General features: G+C 37.2%; 16 protein-coding genes. 10 read left to right on the forward strand and 6 right to left on the reverse strand.

What is annotated here, in order from left to right:
• The first annotated feature begins 3 nt into the window (after positions 1-3).
• The gene (locus MYP_RS09555) at positions 4-1701 is read left to right on the forward strand and encodes a hypothetical protein (protein WP_045462106.1); all 1698 of its coding nucleotides are present in this window, start codon (positions 4-6) and stop codon (positions 1699-1701) included.
• Positions 1702-2019: 318 nt separating this feature from the next.
• Here MYP_RS09555 and secDF read toward each other — a convergent pair whose 3' ends face one another.
• Positions 2020-4989, reverse strand: coding sequence for a protein translocase subunit SecDF (gene secDF, locus MYP_RS09560; RefSeq protein WP_045462109.1), 2970 nt, complete (start codon positions 4987-4989; stop codon positions 2020-2022).
• A gap of 95 nt (positions 4990-5084) precedes the next feature.
• The gene (locus tag MYP_RS09565) at positions 5085-5429 is read right to left on the reverse strand and encodes a hypothetical protein (RefSeq protein WP_045462112.1); all 345 of its coding nucleotides are present in this window, start codon (positions 5427-5429) and stop codon (positions 5085-5087) included.
• 151 nt (positions 5430-5580) lie between these two features.
• Between MYP_RS09565 and MYP_RS09570 the strand changes: the two genes are divergently transcribed.
• Positions 5581-6159, forward strand: a complete 579-nt coding sequence (locus tag MYP_RS09570) for an inorganic diphosphatase (protein WP_045462115.1) — start codon at positions 5581-5583, stop codon at positions 6157-6159.
• Between the two features lie 118 nt (positions 6160-6277).
• Here the strand turns inward: MYP_RS09570 and udk are convergent, their stop codons facing one another.
• Positions 6278-6898, reverse strand: a complete 621-nt coding sequence (udk, locus tag MYP_RS09575; protein WP_045462118.1) for a uridine kinase — start codon at positions 6896-6898, stop codon at positions 6278-6280.
• Between the two features lie 28 nt (positions 6899-6926).
• The gene (locus MYP_RS09580; protein ID WP_045462120.1) at positions 6927-7505 is read right to left on the reverse strand and encodes a non-canonical purine NTP diphosphatase; all 579 of its coding nucleotides are present in this window, start codon (positions 7503-7505) and stop codon (positions 6927-6929) included.
• A gap of 347 nt (positions 7506-7852) precedes the next feature.
• Between MYP_RS09580 and MYP_RS09585 the strand changes: the two genes are divergently transcribed.
• From MYP_RS09585 to MYP_RS09620, 8 genes are all read left to right on the forward strand, one after another.
• Positions 7853-8374 carry a 30S ribosomal protein S16 gene (locus tag MYP_RS09585; protein ID WP_045462121.1) on the forward strand — a complete coding sequence of 174 codons (522 nt, stop codon included), beginning with the start codon at positions 7853-7855 and terminating at the stop codon, positions 8372-8374.
• 11 nt (positions 8375-8385) lie between these two features.
• A complete protein-coding gene (gene rimM / locus MYP_RS09590; protein ID WP_045462123.1) occupies positions 8386-8937 on the forward strand; it encodes a ribosome maturation factor RimM in 552 nt (183 codons plus the stop codon).
• Positions 8927-9622: a tRNA (guanosine(37)-N1)-methyltransferase TrmD gene (trmD, locus tag MYP_RS09595; RefSeq protein ID WP_045462125.1), complete on the forward strand. Its 696-nt coding sequence runs from the start codon at positions 8927-8929 to the stop codon at positions 9620-9622. Before rimM ends, trmD begins: the two co-directional genes overlap by 11 nt.
• 113 nt (positions 9623-9735) lie before the next feature.
• A complete protein-coding gene (gene rplS, locus MYP_RS09600) occupies positions 9736-10161 on the forward strand; it encodes a 50S ribosomal protein L19 (protein ID WP_081990458.1) in 426 nt (141 codons plus the stop codon).
• A 236-nt stretch (positions 10162-10397) separates the two neighbouring features.
• On the forward strand, positions 10398-11168 hold the full coding sequence (gene dapF / locus MYP_RS09605; protein WP_045462127.1) for a diaminopimelate epimerase: 771 nt from the start codon (positions 10398-10400) through the stop codon (positions 11166-11168).
• A 63-nt stretch (positions 11169-11231) separates the two neighbouring features.
• The gene (secA, locus tag MYP_RS09610; RefSeq protein WP_045462128.1) at positions 11232-14597 is read left to right on the forward strand and encodes a preprotein translocase subunit SecA; all 3366 of its coding nucleotides are present in this window, start codon (positions 11232-11234) and stop codon (positions 14595-14597) included.
• Positions 14587-15132, forward strand: a complete 546-nt coding sequence (locus tag MYP_RS09615; protein ID WP_156140461.1) for a hypothetical protein — start codon at positions 14587-14589, stop codon at positions 15130-15132. The genes secA and MYP_RS09615 overlap by 11 nt, the downstream gene beginning before the upstream one ends.
• A 6-nt stretch (positions 15133-15138) precedes the next feature.
• Positions 15139-16332 carry a M20 metallopeptidase family protein gene (locus MYP_RS09620; protein WP_045462134.1) on the forward strand — a complete coding sequence of 398 codons (1194 nt, stop codon included), beginning with the start codon at positions 15139-15141 and terminating at the stop codon, positions 16330-16332.
• A 37-nt stretch (positions 16333-16369) separates the two neighbouring features.
• On the opposite strand, the gene MYP_RS09625 is transcribed toward MYP_RS09620, so the two are convergent.
• Positions 16370-17119 carry an SDR family oxidoreductase gene (locus MYP_RS09625; protein ID WP_045462137.1) on the reverse strand — a complete coding sequence of 250 codons (750 nt, stop codon included), beginning with the start codon at positions 17117-17119 and terminating at the stop codon, positions 16370-16372.
• A gap of 62 nt (positions 17120-17181) precedes the next feature.
• Complete coding sequence (locus tag MYP_RS09630) at positions 17182-17820, reverse strand: Crp/Fnr family transcriptional regulator (RefSeq protein ID WP_231570026.1); 639 nt, start codon at positions 17818-17820, stop codon at positions 17182-17184.
• Positions 17821-17864 lie beyond the last annotated feature (44 nt).

Genomic DNA, 17864 nt, shown 5'->3' on the forward strand with positions numbered 1-17864 from the left:
AGTTTGAAGCAGTTAATACAAATATTGTTTTTCTTACTTGTACTTTTGCCAAAAGATCCGGCAAATGCTCAACAATATTTTACTATTCCGGATCCTGCTTTCAGAGATTATTTAGATAAAAATTACCCTTATTTATTAAATAATCAAAAGCAATTAATAATAGCCTCTGCTAATTCCTTTGCCGGGACAATCAGCTGCATGGGTATGGGAATAAGGGACCTCTCAGGATTGGAATATTTTACTAATCTTCTCCAGATTAACTGCAGTAAAAATACTCTCGAAAAACTTCCTTCACTGAATGCATTAAAAGGTCTTACTCATCTGTGGGCTGAAGAGTGCGGTCTTACAGAGCTTCCGGAAATTAGTCACCTAAAAAACCTTCAGGTATTTGATGTTAAGTCTAACAATTTATCGGTGTTGCCGAATCTTTCCGGCTTAACGTCTTTAACGTACTTCGACTGTAGTATTAATAAAATTGTCTTAATGCCGGACCTTTCAGGTCTGGTAAATCTGGAAAGTTTTTACTGTTATAGAAATAGAATAGAAGCTATTTCATCTGTGTTGAATTCTCCAAACCTTAAGATCTTTGACTGTTCATTTAATAATCTTAAATCAGTGCCGGATCTATCCAGAAGTACAAATCTTATTGAGATTAATCTGGCAATGAATTTTATCTCAGAATTACCTTCATTTGTAAATCTGATCAACCTTGAGCGTTTATACCTTTACAATAACAGTTTGACAATGCTCCCAGTATTGCCTCCAGGGGATAAGCTCATGTTATTAAATGCAGCAAGTAATAAATTAATATCTATTCCTGATCTTTCCACTAAAACATCCCTTACTGTCGCGGCCTTTGATCATAATCATATAAGCTTTTCAGATATTATTCCACAAGTAGCTCATCCTTCATTTGCTTCTGTTTTCATTTTTAATCCTCAGGATACTATAAATGATTTTACAAATGTAAGTGCTATAGTAGGGGACGAAGTGGGAATTTCCGTTAAAAGAGATGCTCAGATAAATAGTAGTAGATATTTCTGGAAAAAAGATGGAAGCTTTTTTGATACTACGACAAGCAATTCAGTTTTGTTGAAATCAATCAAAAAGAGTCAGGAGGGAAGTTATATAGCAGAGGTTGTCAACTCAACTCCTGGGCTTGAAAGCTTAAGACTTATTTTCAAAACGGTTTCACTTAAAGTTTCTGAATGTGGAGCATCTTCCACAACATATAATTATAGTATTGTTTCAAATTCATGTAGGGAGGGGGCAGTGATCTCTATTGAAAATTTAAATTCCTCCGCACTAAACGGTCCGTTTAAATATCAACTTGTCACAAAAGGGGTGAAGTCCCTTTGGTACACGACAACTCAAATTGATGAGTTAAAGCCTGGTGTTTATGATCTGATAATAAAAGATAAGAATAGTTGTCTTACTGAATTAAAAAATTATATCCTGATACCAAATGCTGAAGATTGCGATAATGTAATAACACCTAACGGTGACGGTATGGGAGATTATTATTCAATTCTGGCAAGTGGAAAAATTAAGATCTATGATAAGAGCCTTAAACTTATTAAAGAACTTATTGGTCCGGGCATTTGGGATGGTACCGATTCCAGAGGAGAAATTGTGCCAATAGGCCTCTATATTATTGTAATCAATGATAAGGATAAGATAAATATTCTTGTGTTGAATTGATTTTTTGCTGCATTACCTTATCTGCATATATCTTCACTTAGTTTATAATCCATTATATCTTCATTTCACAGTATAATAATCTATTGCTTATAAAAAAGAATTGGATGTTGGGCCTATCCGGATTTTGGGTAGTAAGAATGATTCTAGGAGATATCTAAGCTTTTTCCTGCATGGGGAATGTCGGGAAAATCTATAGACATGATGAATTATGGTTGTCCAAAAATAATGCTTAAGTGAACTGTCTTAAATAGTATTGAGCAATAAAAAAGGCAGTCGCTTTCGGGACTGCCTTTTTCGTTTAGTTGATATAAGCCTAAATTAAGAAACGTGAGAAGCTTCTTTCGCAGGCTCTTTTTTATCTTCCCAGCTTGCAAAGTCAACAAGAATTGGAGATCCAATGCAAAGTGATGAATAAGTACCGATAAGTACACCAATCAACATTGCAAAAGAGAATCCTTTGATAGACTCGCCACCGAATATAAACAGGATAATGATTACAAAGATAGTACTCATACCAGTGATGATGGTACGGCTCAATGTATCATTTAATGCGTTGTTAATAACCTGAGATTGTGCTTTGTCTCCTCTGTGCACTGAAAGGAACTCACGAATACGGTCAAATACAACGACAGAGTCGTTGATAGAGTAACCAATCACTGTAAGAATTGCTGCGACAAAAGTCTGGTCAATCTCCAGAGAGAATGGGACAATGCCATCAAGTATAGAGAATAGGGCGATTACAACAAGTACCACATGGAATAAGCTAACCACTGTTCCAAATGCAAATTGCCATTTTTTGAAACGGATAAGAATGTATAAGAACATCAGCACTATAGCAACCACTAATGAAAGTATGGCCGATGTTTTAATGTCATCCGCAATGGTCGGTCCGATTTTCGAAGCGCTTAACACTGTAGCTTTATTGTCGGAGATTTTAGAAAGTCCGTCATTAAGTGTTTGCTCAGCTTTGATTGGTGCTTCGTCAGAATCGTCATCTACCAGGTAACTAGTTGTGATTTTTAGCTTGTTGTTGGAGCCATAGGTTTTTACTTCAGGAGAAGTGCCAAATGCATCATGAAGGTTTTGCTTAACATCTTCAGTACTTACAGGTTTTTCAAACTGAACGATAAAAGTCCTTCCTCCTTTAAAGTCAACGCCCAGGTTAAAGCCTTTTATTGAAACTGAAATAATTCCAGCAACAATGATAAGTCCTGAAATAGTGTAATATAGTTTTCTCTTTCCTATAAAGTCAAATGTAGTAGTCTTGAAAAGATTTTTTGAGAATTTGTTAGAGAAGCTCCACTCCCCTTTCTTTCTCATATTGAAGATTACTCTGGTGATTAAGACAGAAGTAAAGAGTGAACAGAAAATACCTATGATAAGCGTTACTGCAAAACCTAGGATCAGGCTTGTTCCAAAGTATAGAAGAACAAAACCTTTAATCAAAGTCGTTACGTTCGAGTCAATAATAGCAGAGAACGCATTGCGGTAGCCGCTGTTTAGAGCAGTTTCAAGATTTTTGCCTTCGTTTAGGTCTTCTTTAACTCTTTCATTAATAAGTACGTTTGCGTCCACGGCAAGAGCTATGGAAAGCAATATACCTGCAATACCGGGAAGTGTCAGAACGGCTCCTAGATTAGCCATGACGCCCACTATAAATAATAAGTTGAAAAGAAGTGCAATATCTGCTACAAGACCGGCATTTGAATAGTATAGAACCATGAACAGGATTACTATGATCATACCTGCTAACATAGAATTCAAACCAGAGTCAATAGCTTCTTTACCAAGACTAGGTCCTACGATTGTTTCTTCTGCAATTCTTACAGGGGCAGGAAGTTTACCCGCTTTTAGTTTACTGGCAAGGTCTCTTGCCTCTTCTATTGTAAAGTCACCAGTGATAGAAGATTGTCCGTTAGGAATCTCAACTTGTACTACAGGAGCAGAGATTACATAGTCATCAAGTACAATTGCGACTCTTCTCTTATTTTTAGGATCGCTGGAAGCTTCTCTGGTAATATTTCTCCATTTTTTTGCTCCCTCAGGATTCATACTCATAGAGATTTCATAACTCTTGGCATTACTTGAAACGTCAGCTCTTGCATCTGTAATTACCTCACCTGTCAAGCCAGCTTTTCCGGTTCTGCTTTTCTTTACAGGTACAAGCTCCAGAGTGTTCCCACCTTGCTCGTCTCTGTATGGTTTTTGCTCCCAGACAAAACGCATGTTGGACGGTATCATCGCTTGCACTTTTGGATCGCTGAATATTCTGTTGATTTTAGCAGTATCTTTTACTTCATATCTCAAAGAATACCCTGATCTTAACAGGCTGTAAATGGCCGAAGCTTTCTGAGTAGTGTCAGCTTTTGCAGTAGTGTCAGCTTCAACTGAAGTGTCGCTTTTAGCAGTGGCTGTAGAATCCCCATCTGTAAGAAGATTTTTAGCGGCTTCAGAAGTAGGAGTTTTTTCAGAAGCTTTATGCGCTTTAGCATCTTTTTCCTTTAAAAGAAGGTAATCATTGATCTGGTTAAGATATGGAATTACTTCCGGCATGTGGTATACCTCCAGAAACTCAAGTGAAGCGGCACCTTGTAAAAGGTTTCTTACTCTTTGTGGGTTTTCAACACCTGGTAGCTCTACCTGAATTCTTCCTGTTCCTTGAATTCTCTGAATGTTTGGCTGAATTACACCGAATTTGTCAATCCTGTTTCTAAGAATTTCAAATGAACGGTCAATTGCATCATCAACCTCAGTGTTGATTACTTTTTTTACTTCGGAATCAGAGCTTTTGTAAGTGATTCTTCCACTATTTGCAGAGTTTGCAAATATGTCGCTCAGTTTTTTATCAGGAGCAATTTCTTTGTAAGCTTCGAAGAAAAGAGCTGTATAATCATCTTTGCCGCCTTTGTATCTTTCTCCTGCTATTTTAAGTGCTTCCTGGAATTTAGGATCTTTAGCATTTGTTCCTGCGAGCCCCTTAAGTATTTCAACCGGTGAAACCTCAAGTGTAACGTGCATACCTCCCTGAAGGTCAAGGCCAAGAGCAAGCTCATTCTCTTTAACTTCTTTGTAAGTATATTTTATGCCAAACAGATTGTAAACTGGCTTGTCATAAATAGAATCAAGAAATTCCTGTTTCTTTTCAAGATTAACCGTGCCATCTTTTTCTGTGGCAAATTTTACTGCCTCGTTCTGCTTCCTCTGTGCAATGAAAGTAAATGATAAAAAGTACAGGCACAGAAGAGAAATTATGACTGTCAATGTGACAATGACATTTTTGTTCTTCATTTTTAGTATAAATTATTGTGATTTTAATTATGAAATTGTAGAATCATAGGATTCTTATAGCATTTAATCCAGAATAATGGATTAGATTAAAGGCACTAAGGAGCCTGAGGAGTAATTATTAGTTGTAGGAGAATCCTGAAATATTTATTGATATAATCAGGCAAATCAACTTTTTCTTCAAAATGATTCTGAAGTATTATTAAAGGTGATAAAAATTCAAAGAAAATGTCCTGGTGTAAATTTATCTGTACAAATGGTATAACAGCCTCAAAGGAAGTGATAATGGTTTTTCCGGTGTTATCATCTGAGGCCGCAACATCTTTTACTGAAGACTCCTTTTGTATCTCATCAGTTGGCTTAACCGTAATATTATAAGCCAAAAGAGGGAAGGCCAAAGCGATTCCTAGTAAAAACTTTAATATGTTGATTTTAAACTTCATACAATTCAGGCCTGCAAAAGTATATAGAATTTATTAATCTGCCAAAACAGTATTTCATATTTTAAGTTTATTTGTCCTTATAAGTATAACTTTATTGGTATATTTGAACCTTAATATGGCCTTAGTCATTAACTTTTAAATTATTAGTTTTATGTTTAATCCTTGGCACGACGTCAGCTACGGGGATAAAAGTCCTGAAGTAGTACAAAGTATTATTGAAATTCCTAAACACTCGAAAGCAAAATACGAGCTTGATAAAGAAAGTGGTCTGATAAAGTTGGACAGAGTGTTGTTCTCAGCAGTTCACTATCCTGCAAATTATGGTTTCATACCACAAACTTATTGCGATGATCATGATCCTCTAGATATTTTGGTTATAAGCTCAGTGGCAGTTGATCCTCTAACTTTGATAGAGGCGAAAGTTATCGGTGTTATGCAAATGATTGATAACGATGAGAAAGACGACAAAATTATTGCGGTTGCAAAAAATGATATGTCCGTTAACTATATCAATGATATTGAAGAGCTTCCTCCTCATACGCTTGTAGAAATGAAGCGTTTCTTTGAAGATTATAAAAACCTTGAACAGAAAAAGGTGATTGTAAAGAGATTCCTTCACAAACAGGAAGCTTTCAAGATTATCGCTGAAGCTATAGAGCTTTACAATGTAACTTTCGCGGATCTGATCGAAGAGAAAAAGCAAAAAGAAATTGCTGGGAAAGTGAAATAAGTTGAAAGTCAAAAGTATAAAGTTTAAAGTAAAGCTCAGACTGATTAGTTTGAGCTTTACTTTTTATAAATAATTTCTCAGCACGCATCTTCTGGTGTTCGATCTTTACTTTCGACTTTTAGCTTTTAACTTTCAACTTTATAAAACTCAATACCACCTCCAAGCCTTTCTCAAATCCAATGTTATTGGGAATCACCAGGTCTGCATCATGCCTGAAAGGCTCAATATATTTTTCATAGGTGGGTGATACATGATATTCATATCTATATAAAACGTCTTCTATTGAATATCCTCTTTCATCCTGGTCCCTGGTAATTCTCCTTTTAAGTTTTACTGTTTCTTTTGCATCAACAAATATTTTGAGATCCAGTTGCTTAGCTATTTCCGGATGATAGAATACAAATACCCCTTCAATAATGATAACCGGAGCAGGTTTAAACGTAAGAATTTTAGGCGAGAGGGCAGGATTATTAAAAGTATACTCTTCTTTAAATACCACCTTGTTTTCTTTCAGGTCCTTTAAATCTTTAGCCAGCTGCTCATTGTCAATTGAAAATGGCGTGTCAAAATTGGCTATACCTTTTTCGTCCAATGGCTGCAATTCAATTTTTTTGTAATATTCATCCTGAGAAATGAGGCAAACTTCCTCATCTCTAAAATGCCTCATAAGTGTCCTTATGAATAAGGTTTTGCCCGAAGCACTTCCTCCTGTTATACCTATTATATAAGGTGAATTCATATATTAGATTAAAATATTTTTGCAAAATTTAAACCTGGTCCTTCAAAAAAGCGGTCAGTTTTGCTACAGCTCTTCCTCTGTGACTAATAGGATTCTTTTCCTCCAAGGACATTTCTGCAAAAGTTTTTGAAAAACCTACTGGCTGGAAAATAGGGTCATAGCCAAAGCCCTGTGCTCCTTTTTTCTCATTTAGAATAATGCCATCTGCAAAACCTGTGAATGTATATGAGTTTCCATTGATAATCAATGTGATTACGGTTTTGAATGTAGCTGATCTGTCCGTTTTCCCTTCCAGGTTTTTTAAAAGAAGATTCATGTTGTCTTCAGGAGAACAGTCTGGCCCTGCATATCTGGCAGAAATGACTCCCGGAGCCCCATTTAAAGCATTTACTTCCAGCCCCGTATCATCTGCAAAGCAGTTAATTTTATATTTTTCATACACATAAGATGCTTTTTGTAAAGAATTTCCTTCAATGGTTGGTTGGGTTTCTTCAAGTTCTTCATAGCATCCAATATCCTGTAGGCTGAGAATTGTATATTGATTTGATAATAAATGCTTTATTTCAGCAAGTTTGCCCTTGTTGTTGGTCGCAAAACAGAGTTCCATAATTTTCTTTATTCCTTTTTACTTTATAATATCTTGAAATTAAAAAATAAATGAAGAAGCAGAAAGCAGAAGGCATAAAGTTGAAAGTTAAAAGTCTAAAGTAAAAAAAGCTCTAAAGTAAAATGCTTTCCTTTAAGAGCAGGACTTCAGGATCTTCTATCATTACCAAAGCAATTCTTTAACTTTCAACTTTAGACTTTCGACTTTTAACTCATATTACTTTAAGCTTTTCGCCTTCAGCTTTCAGCTTTAATTCAAAAAATTTGGCTCGTTAGCAAAAAAAGTATACTTTTGTGGTTCGGTTTTAAGATGGACGTGTTCCATCAGTTCAACTAATAACTTATTTTATGCCAGTAAAAATCAGATTAGCGCGTCGCGGACGCAAAAAGCTTGCTCTATATGATATAGTAGTAGCTGATTCAAAAGCACCACGTGATGGTCGCTTCATTGAAAAATTGGGTACTTACAACCCAAATACTCACCCTGCAATTGTTAAATTTGATGAAGAGAGAGCTCTTTATTGGGTTTTAACAGGTGCTCAACCTACAGATACAGCAAGAACGCTGCTTTCTGATAAAGGGATTATGCTGAAAAAACACTTGCAAGTCGGTGTTAACAAGGGTGCAATTACTCAAGATCAGGCAGATAAGAAATTCAATGAATGGTTGAAGAGCAAAGAATCTAAAGTTAGTGGTGCTGCTACCGAGCTTGAGAAGAAAAAAGCTGCTGAGAAAAAAGCTAAACTTGATGCAGAATCTAAAGTAAACGAAGCTAGAAAAGCTGCAATCAAAGCAAAAGCTGTAGTTGTTGAAGCTGCTCCTGCTGCTCCTGCAGAAGGTGAAGCCCCAGCTGCAGAATCTGCTGAATAAGTATTTAAGCAATGGATCTGGAATCCTGTTATATTTTAGGAAAGATTACCAGACTGCATGGGGTCAAGGGTGAAGTCGCAATAAAATTCGACGTTGATGATCCTTACGAATACGAAGAATTGGAATCAGTTTTTTTGGAGAAAAACCAAAAACTGATTCCTTTTTTTATTGATTCCATCCGAATTGTCAAAGACAATATGGCTATTATCCAGTTTGAAGATGTCGATCTTAAAACTGCTGAAGGTCTAATCAATACTTCTCTTTATCTGCCCCTTGAAAATCTTCCTGAACTGGAAGAAGGACAGTTTTACTACCATGACATTATCGGGTATCAGGTAGAAGATAAAACCCTTGGAAAGTTAGGTGTAATATCTAATGTGTTTGAACTTCCCGGTCATGACCTCCTTGAGATGAATTATAAGAATCAGGAGGTGTTAATTCCTTTACATGATGATATCATTCTTAGTGCGGATCAGGAAACGAAAGTTGTATATGTTAACCTGCCTGCCGGATTAATGGATGTTTATCTTTCCGAGGAAGGAGAGCCTGATGATGAGGATTGACATTATTACTTGTCTACCTAAACTTCTGGATAGTTTTTTTGCTCAGTCAATATTAAAAAGAGCTCAGGATAAACAATTGGTAGAAGTTCATGTGCACGATCTGAGAGATTTTTCTCCATTTAAGCATAGGCAGGTAGATGATTATGCTTTTGGAGGAGGAGCTGGTATGGTTTTAATGCCGGAACCAATTGATTTGTGTATTCAGAAGCTTAAGGCTGAAAGGAAGTACGACGCAGTTGTTTATATGACTCCTGACGGAGAAAAGTTTGACCAGAAAAAAGCTAACTCTTTTAGTCTTCTCAAAAATATCATCCTCCTATGTGGTCATTACAAAGGCGTAGATGAAAGAATCCGCCAACATCTGATTACACATGAATGGACCATTGGTGATTACGTTCTTTCAGGGGGTGAACTGGCTGCGGCGGTAGTTTCGGATGCAATCATAAGGTTGATTCCAGGAGTGCTTTCTGACGAAACTTCAGCTCTGACAGATTCTTTTCAGGACGATCTTCTTGCTCCGCCCGTTTTTACTCGGCCGGCAGAATATAAAGGCTGGAAAGTTCCAGATGTTTTACTCAGCGGACACGAAGCAGAAATCGAAAAGTGGAGGACTGAACAAGCACTTGAAAGAACAAAAGTCAGAAGGCCAGATCTTTACAATAAACATTTCTCAGAAGAAGGTTAATGATGAGCTTTTTTTGAGGTGAATGTGAATAAATATTTTTAATATTTGTAATTGCAATAATTAGCTATTATATTTGCAATCCGTTTTTGAAAAACCGTTAGACTCTATTTATTATGAGCGATTTAATAAAATTTGTGGAAGCTGAATCAAAAGAGAAGAGAACTGCTCTTCCTGCTTTCAACGCTGGTGATACTATCACTGTCCACGTTAAAATAACCGAAGGAAATAAAGAAAGAATTCAGCTATTCCAAGGAACAGTAATTCAAAGGAAAAATGTTAACACTAACGGTGAAACATTTACTGTAAGAAAAATTTCTAGTGGAGTTGCTGTAGAAAGAATTTTCCCAATACTTTCCCCTTCAGTAGAAAAGGTAGAATTAGTAAGAAAAGGTTCTGTAAGAAGAGCAAGATTATTCTATCTGAGAGACAAAGAAGGTAAAGCTGCAAGAATCAAAGAGGATAAAAAATTTGAAGATAAAGCAAAAACTTCTGCTCCTGCTGCTCCAAAAGCAGCTAAAGCTCCAAAAGCTAAAGCATAGTCTTCCTCTGAAAAAAATTAAAAGCCGGTCTCTAAGAGCCGGCTTTTTTGCTTTAAACTCAAAATATGGGTAAGCCATTTAATAATCATGTTATTGTTTAAATCCATTGTTGATGATTAATTTCTGATGAGTATATTAACATTTACATTTTTTAATGCTTAATCCCGGATAAACTTTACAGTATTCTACCTTGTTAATACCTATATTTGTGCCGGTAGATATGTTTATAATTTTTTATGAATTTAAAATTCTTTAAATATCAGGGAACAGGAAACGATTTCATCATGGTTGATAATCGTAAGAAATTCTTTGATACTGCAAATACTGATCTTGTTAAGTTTCTATGTGACAGGAGATTTGGTGTTGGTGGAGATGGGTTTATTCTCCTTGAAGAGCACCCTGATTATGATTTTCAGATGGTTTATTTTAATTCTGACGGGAATCAAAGTTCTATGTGTGGTAACGGCGGAAGGTGTATTGTTCAGTTTGCCAGTGATATGGGGGTGATTGGTAGTGAAACCTCTTTCCTGGCTATTGACGGTCCGCATGACGCTTACATTAAAGATGGACTGGTTCATCTTAAAATGATTGATGTGGATGCAGTGGAGGAAGGGAATGGATTTTATTTTTTAAATACAGGAAGTCCTCATTATGTACAATATGTGCAAAAGATCAAAGAGTTTGCGGTGTACGACGAAGGGTATAAAGTGAGAAATAACGAGCGTTTCAGAAAAGAAGGGACGAACGTAAATTTTATAGAAAAAGACGGCGACAGGTTATGGGTAAGAACTTATGAGCGTGGAGTCGAAGATGAAACTTATTCCTGTGGAACAGGTGTTACCGCCTCAGCACTGGTGGCATCTTTGCAGGGAATGAAAAGTCCCGTTCCTGTGACTACACTCGGCGGAGACCTAAGTATTTCTTTCCAAAAAGCTGATAAAGGTTATAAAGATATATACCTCATTGGTCCCGCAAAACAGGTTTTTGAAGGCATAATAAAAATCTAATACAGAGTAACTATCAGTTGTTGTATTAAAATCTTAAATTTAGCATTCTAAATATTTATCTCAATGTTTGAATTAATAGCCAAAGGAATAACAAAAATTTTCGGTACCAAATCGGAGAGGGACTTGAAGGAGCTGGGACCATACGTGCAGTTGGTAAATGACGAATATGCGAAGTTAAAATCGATTTCGGACGATCAGTTAAGAGCTAAAACTGCAGAACTTAAAGCGATCATTGCAAGTGATTTGAAATCTGTGGATGATCAGATTGCTGCACTTCATAAACAAGTCGCTGATAATCCGGATCTCGATATTAATGAAAAGGAGAAAACCTTTGGCGAAATAGACAAGCTTGGGAAGCAGAGAAACAAAGATCTTGAAGCTGTGCTGCTGAAAATTCTTCCTACTGCTTTTGCTGTGGTTAAAGAAACGGCAAGAAGATGGAAAGAAAATGGGGAAATCGTTGTAGAAGCCAGCGAAATGGATAAGGCAATTGCTGCGAAAAGAAAAGGTGTGGAAATTGTTGGGAATAAGGCTCATTGGAAAAATAAATGGGTTGCTGCCGGTGTTGAAATTACCTGGGAAATGCTCCATTATGATGTTCAGATCATTGGTGGAGTTGTGCTACACCAGGGTAAAATTGCAGAGATGGCTACTGGTGAGGGTAAAACTCTTGTTGCTACTTTCCCTGCATACCTTAATGCACTTGCTGGAAAGGGTGTTCACATAGTTACGGTTAACGATTATCTTGCTAAAAGGGACTCTGAATGGATGGGGCCTCTTTATGAATTTCATGGGCTTTCTGTAGATTGTATAGATAAGCACGAGGCAAATTCCGAAGAGCGCGCTGCGGCATATCGTGCTGATATTACATTTGGTACTAACAATGAGTTTGGCTTCGATTATCTGAGAGATAATATGGCCAGAGATACCGAAGATCTTGTGCAAAGAGAGCATTTTTATGCCATGGTCGATGAGGTCGACTCTGTGTTAATTGACGATGCAAGAACACCATTGATCATTTCCGGTCCTGTTCCAAGAGGAGATGAACATGAATTTTATGAACTAAAACCTCGCGTTTATAAGATAGTTGAAGCGCAAAAGAAAATTGTTAACAATTACCTGGTCGAGGCGAAAAAGAAAATTGCAGAAGGTGATGAGAAAGCGGGTGGACTAGCTCTTTTCAGAGCTTACAGAGGTCTTCCTAAGGCTAAGCCTTTAATTAAATACCTCAGCGAAATGGGTATTAAAACCATCCTGCAGAAAACAGAAAGCTACTACCTGCAGGAAAATGGCAAATTAATGCCCGAGGCAGATGAACCTTTGTATTTCACGATTGATGAAAAACATAACAACATTGAGCTTACTGAAAAGGGTATTGATTTTATCACTGGCGAAGGTGAGGATCCTAACTTGTTTATCCTTCCTGATATTGCTACTGGGCTTGATGCAATAGAAAGCAACAAGACTCTGCCTGAAGAAGTAAGAATTACCCAGAAAGAGACATTGTTAAAAGAGTATTCAGACAAATCTCAGCGTGTTCATACCATTCAGCAATTGCTAAAAGCTTATGCTTTATTTGAAAAGGATGTAGATTATATCATCGTTGAAAATAAGGTTAAGATCGTGGATGAGCAAACTGGTCGTGTGATGGAAGGAAGACGATATTCGGATGGTCTTCACCAGGCTCTTGAGGCAAAAGAAAATGTGAAAGTAGAGGAGGCTACTCAAACCTATGCTACCATCACGCTTCAGAACTATTTCAGAATGTATCATAAGCTTGCAGGTATGACTGGTACTGCAGAAACTGAAGCTGGTGAGTTTTGGGAGATTTATAAACTTGATGTGGTTGTCATTCCTACAAACAGAGGAATTGTCAGAGACGACAGAGAAGATAAAGTATATAAAACGGTAAGAGAAAAGTTTAATGCCGTTGCTGATGAAATCAGTGAGTTGACAAAGCAGGGTCGTCCTGTTCTTGTTGGTACGACATCTGTTGAGATTTCCGAATTGTTGAGCAGGATGCTTAAGCTTCGCAACATCAAACATCAGGTATTGAATGCTAAATACCACCAAAAAGAAGCTGAGATTGTTGCAGAGGCTGGTAAAGCTTCCACTGTTACCATCGCAACTAACATGGCTGGTCGTGGTACGGATATTAAGCTTACTGTGGAATCTAAAAATGCTGGAGGTTTGGCAATTATTGGAACTGAAAGACATGAATCCCGTCGTGTGGATAGACAGCTTCGCGGCCGTTCCGGTCGTCAGGGTGATCCGGGGTCTTCGCAGTTCTTTGTAAGTCTTGAAGATAACCTGATGCGTCTCTTTGGTTCGGATAGAATAGCGAAATTCATGGATCGTCTTGGTCTTGAAGAAGGTGAAGTTATTCAGCATTCAATGATTACCAAGTCTATTGAAAGAGCTCAGAAAAAAGTTGAAGAAAATAACTTCGGTGTCAGAAAAAGACTTCTTGAATATGATAACGTAATGAACTCTCAAAGAGAAGTGATTTACACAAGGAGGAGGAATGCTTTATTTGGAGAACGTTTGGAGCTTGACATCCTGACTATGATTTATGACCTTTCCGAGAATATCGTAACAAATGGCAAGGCAGTTGAAAATTACGAAGACTTTAAACTTAATATTCATAGCACCTTCGGCTTCGCCTCAAGCATCTCTCAGGATGACTTTAGCAAGCTTAAAACAGATGTCTTAACAGATAGATTGTATAAAGAAGCATTGAAATTCTATACTGATAAGGCTCAGAATCTTGTTGGAAAAACATTACCTATATTTAAGGAAATTGAAGCTACAAAAGGAAGAGAAGTTACCTCTGTCGGTATTCCATTTACTGATGGCAGAAGAAGTATCAATGTATCCGGTGATCTGAAAAAGTTGGTTGCTCCAAACTCAAGAGAGTTGATTACTTCTGTTGAGAAATATGCTTCACTTGCCTTTATAGATATGGCTTGGAAAGAGCACTTAAGAGATATGGACGATCTGAAGCAATCTGTTCAGAATGCAGTATTTGAGCAGAAAGATCCTTTGCTCGTGTACAAATTTGAAGCATTCCAGATGTTCAAAGGTTTCCTTGGCAAAGTAAATGAAGATACAGTGTCATTCCTTTACAAAGCTGATTTGCCAGTGAGAGAGGCAGAGGAGGTTCAGGAAGCAAGACATCCTAGACCTGTTCAGAACCTGAAGGAAAATAAAGATGAAGCAAGAAGCGTTCTTTCAGGAAATGGACAGTCAGCTGCAGTGTCGGAGCCTGCGCAGCCTAAAGTTTTACCTGTAAAATCGGAAAAAGTAGCGGGGCGTAACGATAGAGTGTCTGTTCAGTATAATGACGGTAGCATTAAGAAGGATGTGAAATTTAAAACTGTTGAAGATGATATCAACAACAATAAATGTGTTATCATTGATGAAGACTAAAAAACTTATCAGCCGTCTTGGCTTGCTTAGTGTTGTATTTGTTCTGATGAGTTGTGCCAAAGGTCAAACTCAGATGAAGCAGGATACGACCAAAGGTATGTTCAAGGAGGATCTGACTTCTTTCAGGCCAAAGTATGATGCAGATTCAGCACCAAAGCCTTCTTCTAAGGATTCCAAAAATACACCTCCTGCAAATGGAGGAAATAGCAGTACTCCTTCCAATGCGGCTCAAACTGCAGATGCCCGCGTCGATTCTGTTGCAGCAAGAAATAGGGGTATAAAGAATGCTCAGGGATACAGAATTCTTGTTTATTCTGGTAACAGTAGCGAGGAATCAAGAAAGGTAAGAGAGCGTATTTATAAGATACTTCCGGATGCAGATATATATGCACAATATAAACAACCTACTTTCAGAGTAAAGGTAGGTGATTGTTTTAACAGAATAGAGGCAAACAATCTTTATGTAAAGTTGAAAGAGGAATTCCCGGAAGCTAAAATTGTGCCTGATCAGATTAACATTATTGTCAAAGAGTAAATTTTTATGAGTAGTCTTGTTCCAAGAATAAAAGAGCTGGCTGCAATGTATGCAGGAGATACTATAAACGATCGACGATATTTGCATGCTAACCCAGAATTGTCTTTTGAGGAGTTTAATACATGTAAGTATGTTGCCGAAAAGCTCAGAAGTTTTGGAATTGAAACTCAGGAAGGCGTTGCGGATACAGGAGTTGTCGGGCTTATAAAAGGAAGAAATCCAGAGAAAAAGATTATCGCTCTGAGAGCAGACATGGATGCGCTTCCTATTGTAGAAGCAAACGAGGTTCCGTATAAATCGAAGAATGTAGGGGTAATGCATGCTTGCGGCCACGATGTACATACGTCCTCCTTGCTCGGTTCTGCAAGAATATTACAAGAGGTAAGGGATTCATTCGAGGGTACTATAAAACTGGTTTTCCAACCTGGTGAAGAAAAAATACCTGGTGGAGCTTCTTTGATGATTAAAGCTGGAGTATTGCAAAATCCTGCACCGGTAAACATTATTGGTCAACATGTAATGCCTTCGATACCGGCAGGAAAAGTTGGCTTCCGCTCTGGTATGTATATGGCAAGTGCTGATGAGATTTATGTAACTGTAAAAGGAAAAGGTGGTCATGCTGCTATGCCTGATAAAAACATCGATCCGATTCTTATTGCTTCGCATATCATCATTGCATTACAGCAAATTGTCAGCAGAAATTGTGATCCTAAACTACCTTGTGTTCTTTCCTTTGGTAAATTTATTGCCAATGGCGCAACCAATGTTGTTCCAAATGAGGTGAAGATTGAAGGTACATTCAGGACGCTGGATGAGAAATGGAGAAAAGATGCCCATACCAAAATGAAAAAAATGGCAGAGTGTATCGCGGAAGGAATGGGAGGGGAGTGCGAATTTACTGTCCTTAATGGTTATCCTTATTTAAGAAATGAGCCGGAATTGACGGGCAGACTTAAATCTTTTGCTACAGATTTTCTTGGTGAAGAGAATGTTGTCGATCTTGATTTATGGATGGCATCTGAAGATTTTGCTTACTATACTCAGCAGATAGATGCTTGTTTTTATAGATTGGGTGTTCGGAATGAAGCTAAAGGAATAATTTCTGGAGTGCATACTCCTACTTTTGATATAGAAGAATCCGCTCTGGAAACTGGTTCCGGTTTGATGGCATGGCTTGCTGTCAATGAGCTTGGTTCATAAAACTTGTAAAAAAGGGAAGGTAACATCTTCCCTTTTTTTATTTTAAGCTGGTAGCTCTGTTCAGCATTTTGATCGCAAGCTCTGGGGCAATTCTCGAAAGCCAATGGAGTAGTTCAACTTTACCTATTCTTATTTCCGTTTGTCCCTTTTCAAGTTTGGATAATATTTCAGAAACTGCTTTATCAACAGGCATAGCCATTTTAGGTGGATTGCCTTTGTGCCATGGGGTATCTACAACTGGTAATATTACCTCAGTAATTTTAACAGGCGATGATTTTCTTAATTGCATTCTTAAAACCTGGGTAAAGGAATGTAAGGCAGCTTTGGTCGCATTGTAAAAAGGATATATTTCTCTAGGGGCATATATCAGTCCTGTAGATATATTAATAATTTGAGGCCGCTTATTGCTCTCGATTACTGGTAAAAGTACTTTGATTAGCCTTATCGGAGCCATTATATTGGTGTTAAATTCTTCGACAGCTTTGGGTATAGCCGACTCATCCGTCCTGAAGTCTATTTTATTGACAACCGCTGCATTGTTAATTAGAATATTAAGGCCAGGATATTTTCCAGTAATCCGATTACATAGATCATTACAATCTTTTATTTTTGAAAGATCACATTGGAAAATGTCTATTCCAGGAATTTCTTTTTGTGCCTGTTGAAGTTTTTCTAAAGAGCGACCGCAAATGAGGACTTTGCAACCTCTTTGACTAAGATCTTTTGCTAGCTGAAGCCCTACCCCGGAGCTGCCGCCAGTTATTAGTACAATATCTCCTTTTTGCATTTTTCAATTACTAGTTTTGAATGCAAAAACAGGAAAAATATTTGATAAAAAATTAACCTAAGTTAATGATTTTCATTTTTTCTTATTCTGCTTAAAGATATTGGAGATATTCCTAGGTAGGAGGCTATCATATGTTGCTTTACGCGGCTTTCCAGTGTTGGAAATTCATTGAGAAAGTCTATGTACCTTTCTCTGGCATCAAGCAAAAGCAGGTCTCGTTCTCTTTTTTCTTTTACGGAGAATGCATGTTCCAGCATTGCAATTAAAAGCACACTCCAGCATTCATGTCTTTTTTTTACCTCAAGCCATTGGTTATAGTCAATTTCAAGAATGTCACTGTCTTCAAGCGCTTCTATGTATAATAAGGAAGTCTTTTGAGCAATCATTGCTGAATAGGAAACAATAAATTTCCCTTCTGTTAAAAAGTTTTTGGTAAACTCTTTTCCAGTTTTATCAATATAAAGATATCTGAAAAGGCCTTTATTAATGAATGCAAACTTTCTTGGTATTTGTCCTTCAGATATGAAATATTCGCCTTTGTATATTCTGACAGGTTTTAAAAGCTTTAAAAAAGTCTCCGTTTCTTCTTCAGGACCTGGTGCAACAAAAGTCAGGAAGTTTCTGAAATTTTTTAAAGGGTCACTACTGTTTGTATTACCTTTCATCTGAATGCAAAAACTATTGCTAGCTCTAATTTGCATATTTTCAAAATGAAAAGCTACTTTCTTCTTTGTTATGAAGATCT

Origin of the sequence: Sporocytophaga myxococcoides (genome assembly GCF_000775915.1) — a bacterium.
Classification (GTDB): Bacteria; Bacteroidota; Bacteroidia; order Cytophagales; family Cytophagaceae; genus Sporocytophaga; species Sporocytophaga myxococcoides_A.